Source organism: Shewanella sp. AC34-MNA-CIBAN-0136 (assembly GCF_040309945.1).
Taxonomy (GTDB): domain Bacteria; phylum Pseudomonadota; class Gammaproteobacteria; order Enterobacterales; family Shewanellaceae; genus Shewanella.
This window is the reverse complement of the sequence record NZ_JBEOPJ010000009.1, coordinates 1-22584: the sequence shown is the minus strand read 5'-3', so window position 1 is coordinate 22584 and position 22584 is coordinate 1. Positions and strand designations below refer to the sequence as shown.

The window sequence follows — 22584 nt, the reverse complement described above, 5'->3', positions numbered from 1 at the left end:
CACCACGAAAGAGAATGGCGCTTTCTAACGATCATTTGTTACTTTTATTCTTTCCACTAAAAAGTCTACTGCCGCTTTTACTTTTGGGACTAAGTAGCGCTGTTTTTGATACAGCAAGTAAACCGCCATATCAGAATGTTGAGTGATAGCTAACTCATGCTCAAACTTAAGTTCTAGCAATTTACCAGACTCAAGATAAGACGCTAACGCCCATCGAGTTGACATTAAGATACCTTCCCCATCACAAGCCTTTTTCGCCAGCCAGGGTCCGTTATTTGAAATCGCCACCGCCGGCCCTGAAACGTCATGCCATTGACCGTTCATATTACATAACCAAGGCGTTGGCCCTGTTGGCGCTTTAAAATACAGGCCATTATGTTGCGTTAATTCCATCGCATTGTTAGGCACACCGTGTTTCTCTATGTAACTTGGTGACGCCACAGGAATAAAGCCATTGTCCATCAGTCTTATTGCTAACACGCGCTCATTGGGCGCGTAACCACCGCGAATAGCAATATCGACATCGTCACGTCCGAGTGTTGATAACTCGTCACTTAAACTGACATCTAAAATAATTTGAGGGTATAACGCGCTAAATTCATCTAACAACGGCAGTAATATCTTTTCACCAAAACCCACCATCGAACTGATCCGTAAACGCCCCATTGGCGTTGTTTGGTAACTACGAACCGTTTCATTACTTTGCGCTAGTTGATTCAATATTTGCTGTACATCGTTATAATAAATTTGCCCCACTTCGGTTAGTTTAACGATTCGGGTCGAACGCTTTAACAAGGTCGCCCCCAAACTCTTTTCTAAATCAGCAACTCGTCTAGACAAGGATGATGGCGGCACATTAAACGCACTCGCCGCTTTGGTAAAGCTGCCCGTTTCTACTACCTTACTGAAATACCGCATTGCACGTAGTTGATCCAACTTACTTCTCCATTAAATCTGAGTGCTTTGGCTTTATTGTTGTCTTAAAAGCAATAGTGATTAGCATTTTCCCTTATATATAACCAAATTGAAACAGGTAATAATACAGTTAACTTAAACATTGCAACCTTAACCCTGTTGCCGCGTGTTAAAAACAGAGGTGTTAATTGCATTTTTCGGCAAGTAGCACCAGCCTTCACGTAAATGATGGACACTGACTTATGATTACTTTGCACGGTTTTGCAGCTAGCAACTATTACAACCTAGTGAAACATGTACTGCTATACAAACAACTGCCATTTCAAGAAAACCTTATTTACGGTGGTAGTGACGAGTTACTGAAAGTCAGTCCAGCTGGCAAAGTACCTGCTATCACAACGACTGAAGGACTGAATATTTCAGAGTCGAGTGTCATTTGCGACTTTATCGAAGAGACTTACCCTGCAACGTCGCTATACCCTGAAAATGCCGGAGAGCGTGCAGTTGTGCGTCAAATTATGAAAATGGCAGAGCTTTATTTTGAACTGCCAAGCAGACGACTTATACCTTATGCGTTTTCAGGCACCGAAGTTCCTGAATCGGTTAACGCTGAGGTCCGCCAAGTGTTAACCCGTGGCATTACCGGTTTAAGTCGTTTGTGTCAGTTTTCACCTTGGATTGCCGGCGAACAATTCACCATGGCAGATATCTACGTTTATTACGTCAACACCATAGTCAGCGCGTTTGGCTCGAGCCAGCTTAACTGGGATGTACTGGCTGAAATACCAGGCATGAAACAGTGGAACGATGCCATGAGCCAAACGGTTATTGCCCAACAGGTGGAATCCGATCGCCTAGCAAACATGCCCGAATTTATGCAAAAAGTGAAAGCTCAAATCCAAGCGGCGAACGCTGGATAACACTTATTTATACGAAATGATATTAGCGATAAAAACAATCAATACTGACGTTTGGCTTGAATTCAATTACAAACAGAACATAGCCAATACCATAAAGTGATTGGCTCAATGAATTAATTATTTTACAGGAGAGAATCCCAATGACAGATACCAATATCCAACTGACTTCATTGATCAGCGAAGACAATAAATTAACACTTGCGTTAAAAAACATCGACATGCCACAACCAGGTGCCGATGAAGTGGTTATTCGCATTGAAGCTGCGCCATTAAATCCGTCTGATTTAGCCGTTCTGTTCAGCGCTGCAGATATGACTACTGCGACACAAGCAGGCACTGAACAAAGCCCCGCTATTATTGCGGATGTTCCGGCTAAATTTATGCCAGCGGTTAAAACCCGAGTCGGTAAAGCCATTCCTGTTGGTAATGAAGGTGCAGGAACCGTTGTCGCAGCAGGCTCATCGCCTGCAGCGCAAGCATTAATGGGTAAAACCGTTGCTGTCATTGGCGGTGGAACGTATCGTCAGTACCTCTGTGCCAATGTGCAAAGCTGCCTAGAATTGAAACAAGGCACTACCGCTAAAGAAGGTGCATCTTCTTTTGTTAATCCGCTTACAGCATTAGCAATGGTCGAAACAATGCGTGCTGAAGGCCATAAAGCCATTATTCATGCAGCAGCTGCGTCTAATCTTGGCCAAATGTTAAACCGTATTTGTATTGCCGATGGCGTCGATTTAATTAACATCGTCCGTAAAACGGAACAAGAAACGCTATTACGTGACATGGGCGCAAAATACGTTGTTAACTCAAGCAGTGATACTTTCCTAGCTGACTTAACCGCAGCAATTATTGAAACAGGTGCAACGATTGCGTTTGACCCTATTGGCGGCGGTAAATTAACCAGTGACATTCTTAACTGTATGGAAGTGGCTGCATCGCGCGATATGAAAGAACACAGCGTTTATGGTTCTGACACTTTCAAGCAAGCTTATATTTATGGCGCATTAGACCGCGGCCCTATTACTCTAAATCGTAACTTCGGTTTTGCATGGGGTGTTAATGGCTTCTTACTATTCAATGCGCTAGCCAAGTTAGGCACTAAAACGGTTATGGCGATGCGTAAACGTGTTGCAGATGAAATCACCACCACATTTGCTAGCCACTACACCCATGAAGTGTCATTAGCTGAGGTATTACAATTAAAATCAATAGCGGGTTATTCAAAACATGCTACTGGTGAGAAGTACTTAATTACACCGCAAAAGTAGTTAACCTTCAAAGACCATAACAGCTTAATCGATTGATTTTTAAAGCAATAAAAAGCAGATACTGATTATAGTATCTGCTTTTTATTTGCCTGTTCATCATAGCAACAATCGTGGGTGGCCATGTTATCTTGTTTATGGCCTGCGGCCACTAACGTCGTGGCGCTTCGCCCACACCCGATTTATCAAACTTCGTTTGAATTAAGATCGCAAGGTTCCACCCTGCACGGGCCATAAGGGGATCAACAGCAATCCCCTCTTGGATCACCCCTGCCGTTCCGGCAACATTTTCGCTTTTTAACCAAACAACAGCAGCGAAAAAATTGCGACGGAAATTGATCGAGCTTCTGACAGCGTATGTAACCATCTTCGGCCTTACTCGAAAATGCTAACGCTTTCGATGGTACATCCTGTACCGCGAAAGCTAGCCTGACGTCCTGTCAGGCTCACGCTATTTTCTTCAACGTTCTCAAGTTCAGAGTTGAATTTAGATATTTTCAAGCAGTAACTAGCTCGTTTTTGGACATTTCCGAGTTAGAACATTAATTCTAATTCGTGAGTTTCAGGTTAAAATCCCTATGGGTAACGCCCGCATTTGCAGCGACTGAAGTGAAGCGTAAGGAGTCCGGCCGCGATAGCGGCGAACAACATGCGCTTGTTAGTGCTTTGTTGAATAGTATTGATAGATACCTCCGCCTAATAACGAAAAAACTGCTAAAGCTGCTGGAACTTTCATTGCTGCTAGGCCCCAAGTGGAAAAATCTATACCAGGGCCTAGAAAAATCAAATACACAGTAAGGAGGATGTATGTGGTAATGGCGAAAAACCCGGCAAACCACCATTTTTTTACGTTAGAAATTTTAACGCAGATGTAGCCCGCTATCACGATTAAAAGCGGCTGTACGATATTTGCCAAATAGCTATCAATAGCTGATTTTTCCTCACTCCAATAGTGCAGCGAAATAAGGATATGAGCCAATGTGAGCACGCCAAAGAATAGAGTGGATATAAATACTGCAATTATGTTTTTCATATAGTATTGAGCACTAACGCTTTGCATATGGGGATTTTAGGAGCGCTTTACCAGCGAGTAAAATTCCCACCATGATGCACTTGTTATATAGCATTTCTCAACGCCTTGAGTATTCCATTGTATATATCAAGAGACTCACCGACGAGTAAGTTGTCTGCCGCCTCTAACTTTACAACCATTTCAGCGGCAGCGTGGCCTTCAAGAATTTCCGAATCATCAAAATATACTTTTTCGAAATCTTCTTCTTCTGGGTCTCTACTCATTAAAAGGGTAAAACCTGAATCTTCAGTTTCAATAATTGCTAAGTCTGGGCCTAAATCCGAAGTTTCTGTGTCACAGGATACTATTTTCACTACTGCTCCTTGCTATATAACGTTTTAGTATTTGTGCGTTGCGCTGTTTGCATGGCACAAACCGCTTGTTGGACTTGGCCGTTGCCGAGTCCAGGTTAATTGGTACGCTTATGCTATAGGAATTTGCTTTTTTTGATGCTGGCTCTGAGCTGTAGAGCAGTTTTGAACGGGTAATATGGCTTGGTTTGTACGTATTTCATTGAAATTCCCTTGTCATTATGGTGTTCCATCACTTCTTTTTTAAGTCTAACTGATTCAATGAGGTTAATACACTCGATTGAGTCAGCATTTGGCTCCGCGCAGCGGCCTAGTTCAACGATTAAGCTAAGGGGCTGGCTTTAGCAAGTCCCAGTGAGCGAAGCGAGCGATTTGAGCGCCTTGTTATGCGATTTTACCGCGAGATCTTGCGAGTTCTTTCGTATAACCATCTTGAATTAGCCAAAGTATTTCAGATATGTATATGGGGGTGCTCAATGCCACTGCCAGCCATGGTGAAGCTTTTACAATAATTAGAAATGAGCCTGATACAAGCCACGTAGAATAAAGGCAGCAAATAATTATGAAAATTATAAAGTATGAGTTGGTTCTTGCGATTTGATAGTTAACGAGGCTTTGGTTGAATCGTGTGTTTTTTATTTTAATTGTCCGTCGAGTAATAACACCTTTGAGTAAGTTTTTTAGCACGTTAGGGATGTGGTGCGAAAATTTAGCAAGCAGCACACCCGCTACCGTGAAGAATATTCCTGTGAACCACCAGGATGGATCACCCAGATTATTTGTTATTGCTTCCATGCGGTTACTCCAAAAAGTGCATAACAGCTTATTGAAGGGCAAAAAAATTTAAAGTCGCCCTTTTAAGTTATTGATTAATATCATCCTACATTTACTATCTTCTTGATGTAAAGCAGTTTTATTTAACTCCACTGACAAATAAAAGCGAGGTTCCGCGTTAAAAGTGGACTCAATATTCAACAGGAAATAAAAACACATTTATTTCAATGCATTACAAAATAAAAAATTATTTATCGTACTACTTTAGTTTACTTATTAGCCGGTTTAACTTAAAAAAACACTAAAAACCATTACAACTGTTTTTGTATACAGTACACACAACATAAAAGGTGGGAAATATGGCTTACACAGGATACTTATCCGATATTTATAAGCCAGATACTGATGAAGTGTTAAGCAGTACGATCCCCATCGAAAATTATGCACTTTTTAGCATTTTTCGTCTGGGATGATGTGGCCACAGGTTCATATTTGAAACAAACTTTGGTGCAAAAACGAGTTAGTTTTCTTGACTTGGAAATGGTGTGATTCAACTCTGAACTTGAGGACGTTGAAGAAAATAGCGTGAGCCTGACAGGACGTCAGGCTAGCTTTCGTTGGCCAAGGATGGCCTATCGGAAGCGTTAGCATTTTCGAATAAGGCCGAGGCTGACTAAAAATAAAGTTAATAAAGTTAAAAGCTGGATCTACCCCATGGCGACCTTTTCGCAGCTGTTGTTTCGTAAATAGCGAAAATGTTGCGGGGCGGCTGGGTGATCCAAGAGGGAACAGCCGTTGGTTTCCTCTTGGTCTGGTGTGGGCGAAGCACCACGACGTTAGTGGCCGTAGGCCATAGCCCAAACAAATTTTGGGCCAAAAACGAGTTAGTTTTCTTGACTTGAAAATGGTGTGATTCAACTCTGGACTTGAGCACGTTGAAGACTCTTTATAAAAGAATACGTGAGCTGGCCATGGATGGTGAGCTTAGCTTTCGCGGTACAGGATGTACCATCGGAAGCGTTAGCATTTTCATTCTTTACTATAAAGAGTTGACCGAAGAAGGATTCGAACGAGGCCAAAAGCTCGATTAATTTCCGTCGCGACATTTTCGCTGTTCAGAAAATGTTGCCGGAACGCTGAGGGTTTGCAAAGGGGTACTAGCGCTTTACCCATTAGCTCTGGTGTGGGCGAAGCGCCACGACGTTAGTGGCCTCAGGCCATAGCCTAAACATGCTTTGGGGCATACATAAGTTAAAGATTTTACTTTCAAAAGGTGTGATTCAACTCTGAACTTGAGGCCGTTGAATACTCTTTATACAAGAATGCGTGAAGCTCACATGGCCTTTCTCGCACCAAATTGCTGAAATGGACGTTGACGAGAACCTCAGTCAGCATGTGAATGAGGTTTCGTCGGATTTGTTCGGCTGCGCCTCATATCAATACCAAATATGTTGATTATCCTTAGCACGTTAGTAATAGCGCCTATGAATCTCGCAATTCTCGACGTAAGATCTTGCCAACATTTGATTTTGGCAATTCATCTCTAAATTCAATTATCCTTGGGTTTTTATAACCGGTAAGATATTTTCTACAATGTTTTTTTATTTCATCAACGGTCACATTACCTTTGCGTACAATAAATAATTTAACTATTTCTCCTGTGACGTCATCAGGAATGCCAATGGCCGCAGCTTCGATGATGTGAGGGTGAAGGGTTGCAACTTCTTCAATTTCAGTTGGAAAAACATTAAATCCCGATACTAGAATCATATCTTTTTTACGGTCTTCAATATAAAAAATCCCATCATCATCCATTCTTCCTATATCGCCAGAGCTTAACCACCCTCCTGTATGCATTACAGTATTGGTTTCGGCTTCTTGTTGCCAATAGCCTTTCATCACTTGGGGTCCTCTAATTTGAATTTCACCAATTTGGTTAGGACCTAAAGGTTCATTTTCATCATTAACGATACGGAGTTCAGTGCTGGGTAAAGGGACACCAATTGAAGAAATAAATGATTGTTGTTGATGAGTACCTGCAGCGACTACTGGGGAACATTCAGTTAAGCCATAACCTTCTATGACAGGCATTCCAGTGAGCTCTTGCCAACGATCAGCAATATGTTTCTGCGTCGGCATTCCACCTGCAATAGTAAAACGAGCGTGACTAAAATCTAATTCTTGAAAACCAGCATGATTGTTTAGACCATTAAAAAGTGTATTTAAACCAAAAACCATTGTGAATGGATATTTACTTAAATCTGCTACAAAACCATCTATATCTCTTGGGTTGGTAATGAGTAGATTCGTTGCACCGAGAAAGAGCATAAACATCATACTCACTGAGTTGGCAAAAATGTGATAAAGCGGAAGTGGGGTTACTGCATATTCCTTATCATATAAGGTTCTTGGGCTAAAATGAGCATGAACCTGTAGAACATTAGAAATAATATTACTATGAGTCAGCATTGCCCCTTTCGCAGGACCCGTCGTTCCACCTGTATATTGGAGATATGCTAAATCATCTACTGTTATTTGGGGATCAATAAAGGGAAGTTTCTTGCCTTCGGTTAACGCTCTACGCAATGAAATAGCGTCGGGAATATGATATTTAGGCACTATTTTTTTGACATGTTTGATAAGAAAGTTAACCAATGTACGCTTATGAATCGCTAACTCATCGCCGATTTTGGTTAACATAACATGCTTAATATTAGTCTCATGCAGTATTTGCTGAAGGTTATTACCAAAATTTGTTACGGCAACAATAGCACTGGCCCCTGAGTCTCGTAATTGGTGTTTTAATTCTCGAGGGGTATAAAGTGGATTAACATTGACAATAATGAGTCCTGCTTTTAATGCTCCTAAAATAGTGATGGGATATTGCAATAAATTAGGCATCATCAAGGCGATTCGTTCGCCTTTTTTCATTTTTAATTCAGATTGTAGATAAGCAGCAAAAGCGTTACTTTTACTTTCGAGATCTTGATAGGATAAGCTATGTCCCATATTAATATATGCTGCTTTTTTAGCATGCACACTAAAAGACTCTTTAAACAAATCATTGATATTGTTATACATACTTGAATCTATTTTTGCGGGCACATCCTCAGGATATTGTGTTAGCCACGGTTTATCATTTGTCATTATAGCCATCATTAATGTTGTTTAAACATCACTATTGTAAATTAATTTACCTAATCAGTATAAAAATAATAGACTGAATTCAATGAATTAACTACTGTTCTAGGGGGTTATCAGTAGTTAATCTCTTGGAGTGTGACTCATCCCTGCTTTTATCGTTTTTCCGCTTCACTCTATCTTTCTTCAACAATGGAAAAAGCATTCAGCTATTACATTATCATGACAGTTTCTACTGTGGCACATACATGTATCAGGGTTTGTTGTTAAAGAATGCTTCGTTAGTCAGACACATGAACTAAAAAGCAGGATAAATCGCCATGGCGACTTTTTCATATCTGTTGTTTAAGTCAATAGAGAAAATGTTGCGGGGTGGCTGGGCCGTTTCTCTTGATCTGGTGTGACGCGCCGGACGTTAGTGGCCGCAGCCATATCGACAACAACAAACGCCATAATCAATATCCCCTACTCCTCTACCTGCAACCTGCAACCTGCAACCTGCAACCTGCAACCTGCAATCAATATCTCCAACTCTCAAAGAGTAAATCAATCACCTAACAGGCATTTTTTATATTTAATCGTTGTTTTCTGAATTGAATTAGCATTAGATGTAAGCAGGTTGTATTTGAAGGAAGAAATGACTGAATGAAAAATATTATTTGCGATATTGATGGTGTGCTACTGCATGACAACAAGCTAATCCCTGGAAGCGACAAGTTTATTCACCGCGTACTTGAACAAGGTAATCCGCTGGTTATCCTCACTAATTATCCCGTTCAAACTGGCAAAGACTTACAAAATCGACTCGGCGCTGCAGGTATTAATGTACCAGAAACCTGCTTTTATACCTCAGCCATGGCTACGGCAGACTTTCTAAAACACCAAACCGGCAATAAAGCCTATGTAATTGGCGAAGGTGCACTGACACACGAACTTTACAATGCCGGTTTCACCATAACGGATATTAATCCAGACTTTGTCATTGTCGGTGAAACCCGCTCTTACAACTGGGATATGATCCATAAAGCATCTCGTTTTGTTGCTGGCGGTGCACGCTTTATTGCCACCAATCCAGACACCCACGGCCCGGCATTTAGCCCAGCATGTGGCGCATTATGTGCAGCCATTGAGCGTATCACAGGTAAGATGCCATTTTATGTGGGTAAGCCTAGCTCGTGGATTATCCGCTCGGCGTTGAATCATATACAGGGACATTCTGAAAACACCGTTATTATTGGCGATAACATGCGCACCGATATTCTGGCTGGCTTCCAAGCGGGCCTGGAAACGATTCTGGTGACGACTGGCGTAAGCCAAATGAGTGATATAGACAAAGAACCTTTCAGACCAAATCATGTGTTTGCCTGCGCTGGCGATATCGACGTCGTTTAATTAGCACCAGTTAATGTCCGCCAGTTAATAAACTGAGCACCCAAGACACAATTTACATTAGGTAACACAATTCCAAGCCAGTGAACTTGTTTTCAAGCACTGGCTTGCTTCATTATGCTTGTCTGAAATAAAAACGAATAACAATAACAGGATATAGCATGAAACGATTGTTTCCTTTTTGCGCCATTGCTTTACTGTCAGCATGTAACGGCGATGATGCTAAACACACTGCAACCGACGATATTATTCCGGCTAAAGTGACAGCGGTAACCTTTGACGAACAACGCTTTAGAACCGATATTGAAACATTATCGTCGGATAAGTTTGAAGGTCGCGCGCCAACAACCCAAGGCGAAAAGCTCACCATAGAGTATTTGTCTACCGCCTTCACCCAAATGGGGCTTAAGGGCGCTTATAAAGGCAGTTTTTTGCAACCGGTTCCAATGGTGAGCTACACCGCTAGCGAACAACAGCAGGTTACTTTAGCGGGGTTGGATTTACAGTACCGCCAAGATATCGTGTTAAGCAGTCGTCACGATAGTAGCCAGGTGAGTATTAAAGATGCGCCATTAGTGTTTGTTGGTTACGGTATTAATGCGCCTGAATATGGCTGGAATGATTACCAAGATCTCAACATGAAAGGCAAAATTGCCATCATTTTAGTCAATGATCCAGGCTTTGCACATCCTGAAGGTGCCAAGTTCAATGGTAAAGCGATGACTTACTATGGTCGTTGGAGCTATAAATTTGAAGAAGCCAGTCGCCAAGGCGCGTTAGGCGCAATTATTATTCATGATACCGAACCGGCCTCTTACCCTTGGTCGGTAGTTGAAAACAGCTGGACCGGTGCTCAACAAGATTTAGTTCAAAGCAAAGCAGAACAAGATCAGCGGGTCCAAGTTGAAGGTTGGTTAACCTTAGACAGTGCTACGGCCTTATTCGATAAAGCGGGCTTGTCATTAACGTCATTAATGGATCGCGCCGCTACCAATTCACTCAATGTCGATTTAGCCCAAACAGCCAGCATTGAATTTGCCAATAAAGCGGAATATGCCGACAGTTATAATGTGGTTGCAACATTAGCTGGCAGCAAACAAGCTGATGAGCAGATTTTATTTACTGCCCATTGGGATCATATCGGTACCGATGAAACCAAAGACGGCGACCAAATTTATAATGGCGCGTTAGATAATGCCACTGGTACCGCCGGTATTTTAGAAATTGCCCGCCAGTTTGCCCAGCAAGCTAAACAAGGGCATGGCTTGGCCCGTTCATTAACCTTTATTGCCACTACGGGTGAAGAACAAGGCTTATTAGGCTCACGTTATTATGCTGCAAACCCAATTTATCCAATTGATAAAACCGTGGCAGTATTTAACCTCGACAGCACCAATATTTATGGTAAAACCAAAGATTACACGATTGTCGGTAAAGGCCAGTCTGAGTTAGAAAACTATTTAGACCGCGCTGTCGCTAAACAAAATCGTACCAGCCAAGGTGAGCTAAACCCTGCATCAGGCGGCTTTTTCCGTTCAGATCACTTCAGCTTTGCTAAATTAGGCGTGCCAGCAGTATTTGCCGGTGGTGGTAACGAACCGCTTGATGAAGCTACCGCACAATACAAAACGGCAATGCTGGTCAAAATGAAGGGTTGTTACCATAACGTTTGCGATCATTATCGTCCTGAATGGGATTTATCCGGTTCATTACAAGATTTAGGCGTGTATTACCAAGCTGCGGCAGAGTTAGGTAATAACCAAGATTGGCCAGGATACTTTGCCGGTTCTGAATTTAATCAATTACGTCCTGCAGATTAGTACAGCACTACCCTATTCCTTCCCCCCAAGGATTGGCCCATCATGTATTTGATGGGCTTTTTTATTGGTATTTGGCTATTAGCATTTATGTCATTAAGCTTTGTGTCATGAGTATCTGATTTAAGCCTTTAGATAACCTGACTTACACTTTACTAAATTCATTTAGCGCTTCGATGGCTAAAGCCGCCTTTTCTGTTTGCACAAAAATATGGTCATGATAATAAGCGGCAATAACATTAGCGCTAATGCCTTTTTCGGTGAGTTTATTGGCCACTGCAGCCGTTAAACCAACGGCATCCAGACTAGAGTGTACCGTTAAGGTAATGCCTTTAAATACTGATTCAAAAGACAAGCCGCCCTCTATAGCAGCCGCTTTGGTTAATACTAACGTCAGCCCTTCAGATTCGCGAAACGTCGCGAGTGGCGATAAAGTTTGATAATCGCCATATTGGCCGCCCGGCACTGAGCAAAAAACGTATTCGTCATCTAAAAATACCGGTGACATCGATGCAAGTAATGCCGTTAAATTTGTTTCACCTACCATACTTTTTCCTTAAATATGTTTCCGTTATAAAGCGATTTTATGGATCACGCTCTTGTGTTGCAATAAAAAGCGCCAGCCTTAATAAAATGTGGCTTAACGTAAATGCAGCTTTGCTGCCTGCTACACATAAGTGACCAATATAAGTGACTAACAGAAGTGACTAACAGAAGTGACTAACAGAAGTGATCAACATAACCCTATCCAGTATTAAAACACTTAACAAGTTTAGCGCTGCTTGGTTGACTATCACCGAGTGAATTGAAGCCCCATTATCGCGCATCAACATGCCACGTAGGCACGATTATGGCTACGTTAAAGGCGTTAAATGACCATTAAGCCCCACTTTTGTTCAAATAAACATCATACGCACAGCATTAGTGCAATTATGGCTTTTAGTGGTATTTGATTATGAAATCTTAAAAAAAATAGCCATAATCACGATAAAAATAAAGATATATCAATAAAAACGACATTTAACAAAACATTACTCAAACAAAAAGATATTTAAAAGAGATAAAATCATTAAAATAGCTATATTTATGATGTTATCTCAAAAAACAAGCTTGGCAGTTAACCAAAATGCTGGCAAAGTAGGAACCAGATAAAGATTAGCCAACGCTGCTGGAGCCGTATTATGTGTTCAATATTTTCAATTTTAGACATCAAAACTGATGCAAGCAAACTTCGCCAAGTGGCGTTAGAAATGTCAAAACTGCTGCGTCACCGCGGCCCAGATTGGTCTGGCATATATGCTGATGACAAAGCCATTTTAGCTCATGAACGTTTATCGATTGTTGACGTTGACCACGGAGCGCAGCCACTTATCAGCCTTGATGGCAACATAGTGTTAGCCGTAAACGGTGAAATTTATAACCACAAGCAGTTAAAAGCTCAGCTAGGTGACAAATACCAGTATCAAACTAACTCAGATTGCGAAGTGATCTTATCACTGTACCAAGAATACGGTTGTGACTTTTTAGACAAACTGAACGGTATCTTCGCATTCGTACTGTATGACAAAGCCAAAGGCACGTACTTAATCGGTCGCGACCACATGGGCATTATCCCACTTTATACAGGTCTAGATGCATCTGGTAACTTCTACGTTGCTTCTGAAATGAAAGCATTAATGCCTGTATGTAAAACAGTTGCTGAGTTTTACCCAGGACAGTATTTATATTCAGCCGACGGTAAACCAACCCAGTATTATCATCGTGAATGGCGTGATTTTGATGCCGTTAAAGATAACCCAGCTAGCATTGAAGAATTACGTGAAGCATTAGAAGCTGCAGTAAAACGCCAGCTAATGTCGGATGTTCCTTACGGCGTATTATTGTCTGGTGGCCTAGATTCATCAGTGATTTCTGCCATTACACAAACATATGCAAAACACCGTATTGAAAACGACGGCGAAACCGGCGCATGGTGGCCACAACTGCATTCATTTGCCGTAGGGTTAGCTGAGTCTCCAGATTTAGTCGCAGCGCAAAAAGTGGCCGATGCCATTGGCACAATTCATCACCCTATTGTGTATACCTTCCAAGAAGGCTTAGATGCAATTAAAGAAGTGATTTATCACTTAGAAACGTACGACGTAACCACTATCCGTGCGGCTACGCCAATGTATTTAATGGCACGTAAAATTAAAGCCATGGGCATTAAAATGGTGTTGTCTGGCGAAGGTGCTGACGAACTATTTGGTGGCTACCTATATTTCCACAAAGCGCCTAACGCCCAAGCGTTCCATGAAGAATTAGTCCGTAAGCTTGATAAGCTGCATTTATTTGATTGCTTGCGTGCCAACAAAGCTATGGCAGCATGGGGACTTGAAGCACGTGTGCCTTTCTTAGATAAAGAGTTTATTGACGTAGCAATGCGCATTAACCCTGAAGCGAAGATGTCTAAAGATGGTCGTATCGAGAAGCACATTTTACGTCAAGCGTTTGAGCACAAATTACCTAAAGAAGTGGTATGGCGCCAAAAAGAACAGTTCAGTGACGGCGTAGGTTACTCGTGGATTGATGGCTTAAAAGCTCATGCGGCAGAAAACGTAGATGACGTGCAATTTGCTAACGCAAAATTCCGTTTCCCATACAACACGCCAGAGTCGAAAGAAGCCTATTTTTACCGCAGCTTCTTTGAAGAGTTTTTCCCATTAGCCAGTGCCGCTGAAACAGTGCCAGGTGGAAAAACAGTTGCCTGTTCAACCCCTGAAGCACTATTGTGGGATGTAAGTTTACAAGGGCTTAACGACCCATCGGGCCGTGCAGTTAAAAACGTTCACGCTAGCGCGTATTAATCATTAGCTCTATGTGAACAGTACAATTGTAAACACCACCTTTTGGGTGGTGTTTTTGTTTGGCGCCATCTTGTAAGATAATGATATTCTTCGTTTCATACATAATAATAAGGTTCTCCATGACAGACATCAGCATTTTTAATCTTGAGATGACCGACCGCAGTCAATTAAAACCTAAACATGATGCCAACGGCTTAACCGTGGTTGAGGTGAAAATAAAACAATATCAATTCAATCGTTTTTTATATCAATTTGTGGGTGCTGCGTGGGAGTGGACAGATAAATTAGCCTTGTCCGATAGCCAATGGCAGGAATACAGCGAAGCGGATAATTTGCATTTGTTTGTCGCGTATAAAGACGGTGCACCAGCGGGTTACTTTGAGTTGCAGCAACAAGGTGACGCGACTGTCGAGATTATGTATTTTGGTTTAAGTGAACGCTTTATCGGTAAAGGCTTTGGCGGCTATTTACTGACTCAAGCTATTGAACAAGCGTGGTCATTGCCTAACACCCGCCGTGTTTGGGTGCATACTTGCTCATTAGATCACCCAAGCGCTTTACAAAACTACCAAGCTCGCGGGTTTAGCTTATTTAGAACCGATACCGAACCGAGAACCAACCCAACTGCGGTGTAGCTCAATACGATATTTGTAGTGCTCAACACTTATAGATTAGCGGCCTACTAGCGTTTTTTACGCGCGATAGCGCGTTGTTGTAACGTTTCCAGCAATGCGCTTTTTTGTTGTTGGTCCATTGTATGCCAAGCCAGAATCTCATCGAGCGAGCGATGGCAACCTAAACAGATATCCTGTTGATCTAAACAACATTGCCTCACACAAGGTGAGGCAATTTGATTGTCGTTATTCTGACCAGACGGCATATTCGTTACCATTAACGTCGGTAAAATGGAAACGTCTACCGCCAGGAAAACTGAATACAGCTTTGGTGATGAGTCCACCAGCCTGAATAATTTTAGCTTCTGTGGCGGCCAAATCTTGGCTGTAAAGCACAATTAACGGACTGCCGTTTGCTAAGGTGAATTGAGAGTCTGCTTGATAAAATCCACCATCAATTCCGACCTGCAAAAAACAACTGTATTGAGGACCATAGTCTTGAAACTGCCAACCAAAAACCTGAGTAAAAAAGGCTTTGGTTGCGATGAGGTCTCTCACGGGTATTTCTAAATAATTAATACTATGATGTTGACTCATACTCACCTCTGTTACTCTGTTATTTGGCAGACAATATTATATGGTAGATAACGCCATGAAAATAATACGTTTTTGGGTTAACTGTATTGCTGCAGCACTGCCGCGACGGCGCCAATAATACCGCCGAACACACCACCCCACACCACTAACCAACCCAAATGGGTTTTAATCATGTCTTGAATGATTTGTTTCACTAATTCTGGCGTAAGTTCATTTAAACGCTGTTCCACAATATTAGCCACTTTAGCTTGCATGTCTGCGATGACATCTGGCTTTTCAAGCTCATTGACTAAAATAGCATTGAACTCTTCACTTTGAGCCAGTTCAACTAACGACAGTTTCATTTTTTCAATAAACGGCTCTTTCAGTGGGATCAACGCCTCGGTACCACCAAACATCGCTAACATGCCACCAAATGATGACTTTTCGATAGTCGACACTAATGCATCAAATGATGGTGCTAAATCAATTTTTTCAATCACAGGGGTTAAATCAATACTACTGGCACTGCTGGTTGTCAAAAAGCGATCGATATTCTCTTGAGTAAAAAATTGCTGCATCATTAAATGTTTAATGCCCGCTTTAAACTCTTCAAATCGTGATGGAACCACACCGGAACCATACAAACCGGGGACTTTTTCAAACAACATATGGATTGCTAACCAGTTGGTTAATGCACCCGACAACGCAAATAATCCTATTGTCATGACAATTTGTTGTTGTAACACATACCCAACCAGCATAAAGACAGCCGCGATAAGGTTGGTTAATACGCTCTTATTCAATCTCTTTTCCTTAACATCTATGATGATAAAATAATAAAAAACCTCAGCTATTTTATCAGAAATAACTGAGGTCTACATAATTCATCGTTCATCTCATCACAGACTTAATTACCATGGTTAATGGTAAGCAAATAATACTGATCAATTTACGCCGTACAACTTAAGGATTCAGGTTCGATAGGCACTTGGGAATCATGGTGGTTAATCAATAATACCCCAGTACTTTGTGCCAACAACTGAGCCTTTTGGTACATTTGGCTAACAACATCCTGCTGCTGATATTGAGGTTTTACAAACACATCTTCCAAATACCACACAGGAGCAAGGCGCAATGAAGAAAACGACGGGTATAATTGAATAAAGCCCACCATTTCATCGTCTCTGATGGAGACAAAAATCATCGAATCATTTTCGGCCAAGCGATGCTTCAAAAAATGATGACACGCTGGATAGTCAGAGGGCTGTTGTAGTTGCTGCCGATATAGATCAAATAGCAGGCTCAATGGTTCTAAATCGATGCTCGAAGCTAGACGTATTTGCATTTCTCATCCTTGAAAATAGGATTAAATACCGCGTATGAATATCGCAGATATCATGCCTATTAAGTGATGGCATCAAGCCATCAGGTTAAAACAATATGTCACTGTAAGTGTTTAACGCACAAAACAAAATGAACCTATATAAAAAAGATAAATAGAAAATCTATTAATTACATAAGCTTAAATATAAAGTTAACATCAATAAACATAAATGTAAATTAATCTATTATCCTGACAAAATAATCATTCGTTACGATTGTTTTTTTGGTAAAATAGTCAGCTGTTGCCACTGTTTTGTATCAAGATTACCTCTTATGACCTCGTTTTTTGCGCAATTGCGCTCAGCGGTTACACCGCGCTCTCGTATTCTAAAATTAGCCCTTTATGGATTAACTGTTTATCTATTGGGTTGTGCTGTTCTCGGCGGATTAATTCCATATATTGCCAAACAACAAGCACCAACGATATTAACCGAGCAATTAGGCAGAAACGTTACCCTACAAGACATTAGTATCAACCCATTTACGTTAGAACTAGCGGTATCGGGTTTTGAAATCAACGAACTTGATAGCCCGAAAACGTTTGCGTCATTCGCCGCGGCCTATGGCAACATTCAATTATGGCAATCGATCTCATCTTGGGCGATAGTGATTGAAGATATCCGTCTACAACAACCCACCTTTAGAGTGGCGCGTTCTGAAACGGCAAATCAACAAGTTGTATTTAACTTCAGTGACATTATTACTCGCCTAAGCCGAAATAGTCAGCCAACACCAACGAGTACTGAACCGAGTGTTATACCGGCGATAAACATTGCTAATATTCAGATCCAACAAGGCGTGTTTACCCTAGACGACAACGTCACAGATACCCACATTAATTATCCCAACATCAATGTGTCATTGGCACAATTCAATAGTTTGAGTAGTGCGTTAAACGACAAGCAAGACCAAGTAAATCGTTATAACTTACGCATAGAAGATCAATTCAAAGGCTCGGTAGCATTGCAAGGGCAATTCCAATTAGCGCCCCTGGCAATAAAAGGCGATGTTAAGGTGACTGGGATTGATTTATCGCGTTACTGGTCTTTTGTTGATCAACTGTTTGCGATTAACTTAGCTGAAGGCACGCTGAGCCTAAACGGACAGTATGACGTGACATTGCAAGACAAAAACTTAGCACCAATAAGCCATATCAATGTCACCAAAGCACAGATAGTGATTAAGCGTTTTAAAGCGTTACATCAGCAAGATGAAAAAATCGCCATTGATGTCTTAGCGTTAAATAACATCAATTTAGACAGCCACAAAAAACGCGTTAGCATTGGTGAGTTCCATACCGAAAAAGGTAATATCAAACTCAACATCACTCCTACTGGTGCTGATTTGGTTGCTTTATTGCTGCCTAAAGACACTGAGTTAACAACTACCGTAGATACCTCAGATTTATCTTCTACAGCCTCAACGACTACCGAGTCTGCTATTACCGAATCAGCTACTACTGACACGATAGATTCAGAGACTGCAGACACGACAGATTCAGAGACTGCAGATTTAGGCAGTATAGATATAGAGAAAGCTAACTCAGATGAGCAAAAAGCTGACAGCACAAATGTGGCTGATACCATTACTGATAAAGCCATCGCGACCGTTAAACAAGTCACCGCTGATCTCAACACAAAAGCAGCTAGCGATACAACTGCAAAAACAGATACAGAAACAGATGCAGAACCACTATTAGCGCAGCAATCACCACCATCAGCGACACAAGATGCTACGAAAGAAGCGACAGTTGAGACAGACTCACAAACGACTCAACAAAAAACAGCAGTAACGTCTAACGCCATCGATGCTGACTCCCCTTGGTTAGTCACACTAGACAAAATCAGTATCGCGCAGTATCAAGTTAAACTGGGTGAAGGCATTGCCAGTGATAAGATTATTCTTTGGCAAATCGGCCCGATTGACCTCACCACTGGGGTAATAAAATCAGATCTATCCAGCCCGATTGATTATCAATTTTCGGCAGGAATTAATCAACAAAGCTTATTAACGTCAACAGGACAAGTTGATGCATTAGCGCAAACAGTGAATGCTGAAATCGACTTTAGTAATATGTTGCTGTCACGTTTACAACCTTATATTGCTCCTTACATCAATATCACTATTGAAGATGGCATGTTTTCCACTAAGGGCATTTTGCATGCAGACGCTAAAGACACGCTAACCTACTCTGGCAGTGCAAACATCAGTCAATTACACATTAACGATAACGTGTTAAAACAACCTTTGCTGACATGGCAAACAATGGACATCAACCAATTATCGTTTGATCGCCAACAAGCTAACATTGATATTGATGAAATAAACTTCGATAAGCTGTTTAGTCGCCTGATTATCTCACCCGACCGCAGCACCAATATTAGCGAGTTGATCAATACTCCTGCAGACGTAAAACAAACCACTGCTAGTGTTGAGACAGATAAAGTTGCTGTTAGTCCAAGTAAAGCTGAACAAGCGACCTTATCGACAGGCAATGAGCAATCCACCACCGATGCGCCACAAATGAAGCTCAACATTAATAAGATTGGCTTTAAAGACAGCTCGGCCTTCTTTGCGGATAATTCGTTAACGCCCAATTTTGCTTCGGGCATTGAAATGCTTAACGGCCAGATCACCAACTTATCATCAAATCCAGAAACCACTGCATCAGTTGATTTAGCGGGAAAAATAGACAAATACGCACCGGTGACGTTAAAAGGTGATGTTAACCCGTTATTAGCACAACCTTATCTTGACCTTAATTTGAACTTTGACAAAGTAGAGCTCACCTCGGTTAACCCTTACTCTGGCACTTATGCTGGTTATTATATTGATAAAGGTCAGTTGTCACTGGATCTAAACTATCAGCTTAAAAACAATGAATTAGTTGGCAGTAATCATGTAGTGATTGATCAACTCGAACTAGGTAAACGCAGTAACAGCAGTTTAGCAACCAGCCTACCGGTGACATTAGCGATAGCATTATTGCAAGACCGACATGGCGTAATTGATTTAGGCGTTGATGTGTCTGGGGATATTGATTCTCCTAGCTTTAGTTTTGGTAGCATCATCATTAATGCACTAGGCAATATCATAACCAAAGCGGTGACCTCACCGTTTTCATTCTTAGCTGGTCTTGTGGGCAGTGATGAACAAATAGATAAAATCAGTTTTGAGTATGGACGCAGCAACATCTCACTTAAACAAAAAAGCACCTTAGACAAACTGGCTAAAGCGTTAATAGACAGGCCGCTGCTTAATCTAAATATTAAAGGCAGTATCGACATAATTAACGATAAACAAGCATTAGCAGAAACCAAACTGCATAAGCAACTGGCTAACGCTGCGGGGATAAAATTCAAAGATTTCCCCAAAAGTGTCTCTGCCAGCAAATACCCTGTTACGGGGCCATTAGCAGATGCATTGTATCAATTGGTTGAGCAAGAGTTATCGCAGGATCCATTAGACATCAAGCAAAAATTACAGCAGAAAAAACCAAAACTGACTGAAGCAGAGCTGATCACGCGTTGGCACATTGGTTTGTACAATATGCTTAAAAATCACCAACAGTTTACTGCAGATGAATTTGGCCTTTTAGCCCAAGAGCGCGCTAAAGCGGTTAAAGCCTATTTAATTGCTCAAGCAGGAATTGATGCAGGTAAAATATTTGTGCTTGAAAGCCGTATCAACACCGCAGAAGATGCCGCAGAAGCATTGCTTGAACTACAAGTAAAATAACCAGTCTGTGGCTGTTAACCGCTATCTACATCGGGTAGACTGCGCATACATTGCAAACGAGTAATAACAAACGTTTGTAATCATGATGTATCATTAATATTGTTAAGATTGAGGTTATCTATGTTTATCGTTCGCTGGATTTTAGGTCGAATTATTTTGTTGTTAAATTTTGTGTTTGCTCCTAAAAAGCGCCAACGTCCACAAGATCAACAAGCTATTGTCGATCAACAAACTCAATCATTGGCATTGTATCAATACGCCGCCTGCCCTTTTTGTGTCAAGGTTCGTCGTGATATGCGTCGCCAAAATTTAACCATTAACTTAGTCGACGCCAAACAAGATGACAACAAAAGCGTGTTAGTAAGCCAAGGTGGCAAGCTACAAGTGCCTTGTTTACGTATCGAACAAGACGGCAACACCCAATGGTTATATGAGTCAAAAGCCATTACCAGCTACCTCAACGAACGTTTCGCATAAAGCACTGGTTATGTCATGTCGCCACAGTTTATCTCAACACTGTGGCTAACATATTGCTGTAGAAATATTTTTACCCTGGCCATGCTTGTATCAATAAAGGTCATGATAATATTTTGCAGCATTTATTCGAGTTTCATTTAACATAAGAACGAATGAGGTAATGAGTGTCAAAAATAAGCTTAATCATCTGCAGTCTCATACTGCTTAGCGCCTGTAGCGCAAGCGAACCTGATCCTATGGACTTTGCGGGGCAGTTTCGCGATGCATTCAGTACTCAAATTAAAGGTAATGGGATTAAGTTGTTTGTCTATAAAGCAAAACTAGCTACCGCCCTTGACCGCAGCATTCCTGGTGATTCCCCGCTAGAAAGAAGAATTCGCAGTAAACAAGATGCACAGAGTTATTTAATTGAACAACGTAACGCAGAGAATCGCCTCGAACTATGGCATCAACAAATTGATCTGGGTCTTAGAAAAACCATCGAAATGAATGGTTATTGTAAAGCCGGTTTTATTGAATTAAGTCGTTATGTTGAAACTGAGCGCGGTGAAATTCGTGGCGAATGTAATGATGGTGCTACCGCTGAAGATATTAAAAAATTCGGCGCCTAATTGCCAAGCCGATGCAGCTTTAACTGACTTAATAGGTTAATTATTGTCGCTGACGGATAAAACACTATATCCAGCTAAGCAATTAAGCTAAAATTAGCATCCAAATTTTCTCGTGATGTTGCCGTAGGCTCCAAGACCAGTGTCATCACGCTCCGATAAGCCGTGTATCGTCTAGAATGATATTAATAGTTTGTCGTTTACAAAGTAAGAAATCAGATGAATAGAAAGCAAGAGATGATCAAAAAATTGGCCAAACGTGCCAAGGCTCGCCAAAATAAAGTGGTGCCGGCTAACCCAAGTAACAAGCCTGTTGAGCGTTATATCTCTAAAGCTGAACGTGAGAAAATTGCGTTAGCAGAAGCGGCTGAACAAACAGTTGCCACTGAAGCCAGCACAGAAACTGACAAAGACTAACACCCATTTACAAGGTGTCAGTATCAAAAAGCCCCTATTATTGGTCAAGGCCAAAAATAGGGGCTTTTTATTATCTGCTCTATGGGCATTAGCCAGAGATTAAATATCTATCATAGCATCACGTCTCGATCCCAATCACATGTAAACTCTATCGCATATACACAGAATCACATCTACACTGAATCACATCTTCACTAAGTCACATCTTCACTGAGTCTCATCTTCACTGAGTCTCATCTTCACTGAGTCTCATCTTCACTGAGTCTCATCTTCACTGAGTCTCATCTTCACTGAGTCTCATCTTCACTGAGTCTCATC

21 protein-coding genes are annotated in these 22584 nt (G+C 41.3%); 10 read left to right on the top strand and 11 right to left on the bottom strand.

The features are described from left to right. Positions 1 to 24: 24 nt before the first annotated feature. A complete protein-coding gene (locus tag AAEY94_RS10640) occupies positions 25 to 936 on the bottom strand; it encodes a LysR family transcriptional regulator (RefSeq protein ID WP_350978756.1) in 912 nt (303 codons plus the stop codon). Between the two features lie 221 nt (positions 937 to 1157). Here AAEY94_RS10640 and AAEY94_RS10635 point away from each other — a divergent pair, with 221 nt between their 5' ends. Beyond that, a complete protein-coding gene (locus AAEY94_RS10635) occupies positions 1158 to 1835 on the top strand; it encodes a glutathione S-transferase family protein (protein WP_350978754.1) in 678 nt (225 codons plus the stop codon). Between the two features lie 140 nt (positions 1836 to 1975). Further along, positions 1976 to 3103, top strand: coding sequence for a zinc-binding dehydrogenase (locus tag AAEY94_RS10630; RefSeq protein ID WP_350978753.1), 1128 nt, complete (start codon positions 1976 to 1978; stop codon positions 3101 to 3103). Positions 3104 to 3251: 148 nt separating this feature from the next. Here AAEY94_RS10630 and AAEY94_RS10625 read toward each other — a convergent pair whose 3' ends face one another. The 5 genes from AAEY94_RS10625 to AAEY94_RS10605 all read right to left on the bottom strand — a co-directional run bounded on the left by AAEY94_RS10625 (position 3252) and on the right by AAEY94_RS10605 (position 8416). Then, on the bottom strand, positions 3252 to 3467 hold the full coding sequence (locus AAEY94_RS10625; protein ID WP_350978751.1) for a hypothetical protein: 216 nt from the start codon (positions 3465 to 3467) through the stop codon (positions 3252 to 3254). 291 nt (positions 3468 to 3758) lie between these two features. Next, positions 3759 to 4133 (bottom strand): hypothetical protein, encoded by a 375-nt coding sequence (locus tag AAEY94_RS10620; RefSeq protein ID WP_350978749.1) that lies wholly within the window; start codon positions 4131 to 4133, stop codon positions 3759 to 3761. Between the two features lie 83 nt (positions 4134 to 4216). Continuing rightward, positions 4217 to 4486, bottom strand: coding sequence for a hypothetical protein (locus tag AAEY94_RS10615; protein WP_350978748.1), 270 nt, complete (start codon positions 4484 to 4486; stop codon positions 4217 to 4219). Positions 4487 to 4867: 381 nt separating this feature from the next. Then, positions 4868 to 5278, bottom strand: coding sequence for a hypothetical protein (locus tag AAEY94_RS10610; protein WP_350978746.1), 411 nt, complete (start codon positions 5276 to 5278; stop codon positions 4868 to 4870). A 1461-nt stretch (positions 5279 to 6739) separates the two neighbouring features. Then, positions 6740 to 8416, bottom strand: a complete 1677-nt coding sequence (locus AAEY94_RS10605; RefSeq protein ID WP_350978744.1) for an AMP-binding protein — start codon at positions 8414 to 8416, stop codon at positions 6740 to 6742. 627 nt (positions 8417 to 9043) lie between these two features. Here AAEY94_RS10605 and AAEY94_RS10600 point away from each other — a divergent pair. Continuing rightward, positions 9044 to 9790 carry an HAD-IIA family hydrolase gene (locus AAEY94_RS10600; RefSeq protein WP_011637074.1) on the top strand — a complete coding sequence of 249 codons (747 nt, stop codon included), beginning with the start codon at positions 9044 to 9046 and terminating at the stop codon, positions 9788 to 9790. Between the two features lie 158 nt (positions 9791 to 9948). Continuing rightward, positions 9949 to 11607: a M28 family metallopeptidase gene (locus tag AAEY94_RS10595; protein WP_350978741.1), complete on the top strand. Its 1659-nt coding sequence runs from the start codon at positions 9949 to 9951 to the stop codon at positions 11605 to 11607. Between the two features lie 142 nt (positions 11608 to 11749). Here the strand turns inward: AAEY94_RS10595 and AAEY94_RS10590 are convergent, their stop codons facing one another. Beyond that, entirely contained in the window at positions 11750 to 12151 is a 402-nt protein-coding gene (locus tag AAEY94_RS10590) for an ACT domain-containing protein (protein ID WP_350978739.1), read from the bottom strand. Between the two features lie 634 nt (positions 12152 to 12785). Between AAEY94_RS10590 and asnB the strand changes: the two genes are divergently transcribed. Both asnB and AAEY94_RS10580 read left to right on the top strand, forming a co-directional pair. Further along, positions 12786 to 14450 carry an asparagine synthase B gene (asnB, locus tag AAEY94_RS10585; RefSeq protein ID WP_162022843.1) on the top strand — a complete coding sequence of 555 codons (1665 nt, stop codon included), beginning with the start codon at positions 12786 to 12788 and terminating at the stop codon, positions 14448 to 14450. Positions 14451 to 14569: 119 nt separating this feature from the next. After that, positions 14570 to 15085: a GNAT family N-acetyltransferase gene (locus AAEY94_RS10580; RefSeq protein ID WP_350978737.1), complete on the top strand. Its 516-nt coding sequence runs from the start codon at positions 14570 to 14572 to the stop codon at positions 15083 to 15085. A 47-nt stretch (positions 15086 to 15132) separates the two neighbouring features. Here the strand turns inward: AAEY94_RS10580 and AAEY94_RS10575 are convergent, their stop codons facing one another. From AAEY94_RS10575 to AAEY94_RS10560, 4 genes are all read right to left on the bottom strand, one after another. Then, positions 15133 to 15330 (bottom strand): DUF1289 domain-containing protein, encoded by a 198-nt coding sequence (locus tag AAEY94_RS10575; protein WP_192116125.1) that lies wholly within the window; start codon positions 15328 to 15330, stop codon positions 15133 to 15135. After that, positions 15311 to 15661 carry a VOC family protein gene (locus tag AAEY94_RS10570; protein WP_101087508.1) on the bottom strand — a complete coding sequence of 117 codons (351 nt, stop codon included), beginning with the start codon at positions 15659 to 15661 and terminating at the stop codon, positions 15311 to 15313. Before AAEY94_RS10570 ends, AAEY94_RS10575 begins: the two co-directional genes overlap by 20 nt. A 77-nt stretch (positions 15662 to 15738) precedes the next feature. After that, positions 15739 to 16446: a DUF445 domain-containing protein gene (locus AAEY94_RS10565; RefSeq protein ID WP_101087507.1), complete on the bottom strand. Its 708-nt coding sequence runs from the start codon at positions 16444 to 16446 to the stop codon at positions 15739 to 15741. 146 nt (positions 16447 to 16592) lie between these two features. Continuing rightward, on the bottom strand, positions 16593 to 16988 hold the full coding sequence (locus tag AAEY94_RS10560) for a GNAT family N-acetyltransferase (protein ID WP_101087506.1): 396 nt from the start codon (positions 16986 to 16988) through the stop codon (positions 16593 to 16595). Positions 16989 to 17299: 311 nt separating this feature from the next. On the opposite strand from AAEY94_RS10560, the gene AAEY94_RS10555 reads away from it, so the two are divergent. The 4 genes from AAEY94_RS10555 (at position 17300) to AAEY94_RS10540 (ending at position 22266) form a co-directional block, all read left to right on the top strand. After that, complete coding sequence (locus AAEY94_RS10555) at positions 17300 to 20764, top strand: DUF748 domain-containing protein (RefSeq protein ID WP_350978733.1); 3465 nt, start codon at positions 17300 to 17302, stop codon at positions 20762 to 20764. Between the two features lie 120 nt (positions 20765 to 20884). After that, positions 20885 to 21241 carry a glutathione S-transferase N-terminal domain-containing protein gene (locus AAEY94_RS10550; protein ID WP_162022838.1) on the top strand — a complete coding sequence of 119 codons (357 nt, stop codon included), beginning with the start codon at positions 20885 to 20887 and terminating at the stop codon, positions 21239 to 21241. 164 nt (positions 21242 to 21405) lie between these two features. After that, positions 21406 to 21852 (top strand): hypothetical protein, encoded by a 447-nt coding sequence (locus AAEY94_RS10545; RefSeq protein WP_101087503.1) that lies wholly within the window; start codon positions 21406 to 21408, stop codon positions 21850 to 21852. Between the two features lie 216 nt (positions 21853 to 22068). Further along, the gene (locus AAEY94_RS10540) at positions 22069 to 22266 is read left to right on the top strand and encodes a DUF2986 domain-containing protein (protein ID WP_011637061.1); all 198 of its coding nucleotides are present in this window, start codon (positions 22069 to 22071) and stop codon (positions 22264 to 22266) included. The last annotated feature ends 318 nt before the right edge of the window (positions 22267 to 22584 follow it).

Excerpts from the sequence above, each read along its gene's own strand:
- AAEY94_RS10590 (WP_350978739.1), bottom strand. The coding sequence starts at position 12,151 with ATGGTAGGTGAAACAAATTTAACGGCATTACTTGCATCGATGTCACCG.
- AAEY94_RS10560 (WP_101087506.1), bottom strand. The coding sequence starts at position 16,988 with ATGCAAATACGTCTAGCTTCGAGCATCGATTTAGAACCATTGAGCCTG.
- AAEY94_RS10605 (WP_350978744.1), bottom strand. The coding sequence starts at position 8,416 with ATGATGGCTATAATGACAAATGATAAACCGTGGCTAACACAATATCCT.
- asnB (WP_162022843.1), top strand. The coding sequence starts at position 12,786 with ATGTGTTCAATATTTTCAATTTTAGACATCAAAACTGATGCAAGCAAA.
- AAEY94_RS10630 (WP_350978753.1), top strand. The coding sequence starts at position 1,976 with ATGACAGATACCAATATCCAACTGACTTCATTGATCAGCGAAGACAAT.
- AAEY94_RS10610 (WP_350978746.1), bottom strand. The coding sequence starts at position 5,278 with ATGGAAGCAATAACAAATAATCTGGGTGATCCATCCTGGTGGTTCACA.
- AAEY94_RS10600 (WP_011637074.1), top strand. The coding sequence starts at position 9,044 with ATGAAAAATATTATTTGCGATATTGATGGTGTGCTACTGCATGACAAC.
- AAEY94_RS10620 (WP_350978749.1), bottom strand. The coding sequence starts at position 4,133 with ATGAAAAACATAATTGCAGTATTTATATCCACTCTATTCTTTGGCGTG.
- AAEY94_RS10550 (WP_162022838.1), top strand. The coding sequence starts at position 20,885 with ATGTTTATCGTTCGCTGGATTTTAGGTCGAATTATTTTGTTGTTAAAT.
- AAEY94_RS10555 (WP_350978733.1), top strand. The coding sequence starts at position 17,300 with ATGACCTCGTTTTTTGCGCAATTGCGCTCAGCGGTTACACCGCGCTCT.
- AAEY94_RS10575 (WP_192116125.1), bottom strand. The coding sequence starts at position 15,330 with ATGCCGTCTGGTCAGAATAACGACAATCAAATTGCCTCACCTTGTGTG.
- AAEY94_RS10625 (WP_350978751.1), bottom strand. The coding sequence starts at position 3,467 with ATGGTTACATACGCTGTCAGAAGCTCGATCAATTTCCGTCGCAATTTT.
- AAEY94_RS10540 (WP_011637061.1), top strand. The coding sequence starts at position 22,069 with ATGAATAGAAAGCAAGAGATGATCAAAAAATTGGCCAAACGTGCCAAG.
- AAEY94_RS10580 (WP_350978737.1), top strand. The coding sequence starts at position 14,570 with ATGACAGACATCAGCATTTTTAATCTTGAGATGACCGACCGCAGTCAA.
- AAEY94_RS10635 (WP_350978754.1), top strand. The coding sequence starts at position 1,158 with ATGATTACTTTGCACGGTTTTGCAGCTAGCAACTATTACAACCTAGTG.
- AAEY94_RS10570 (WP_101087508.1), bottom strand. The coding sequence starts at position 15,661 with ATGAGTCAACATCATAGTATTAATTATTTAGAAATACCCGTGAGAGAC.
- AAEY94_RS10595 (WP_350978741.1), top strand. The coding sequence starts at position 9,949 with ATGAAACGATTGTTTCCTTTTTGCGCCATTGCTTTACTGTCAGCATGT.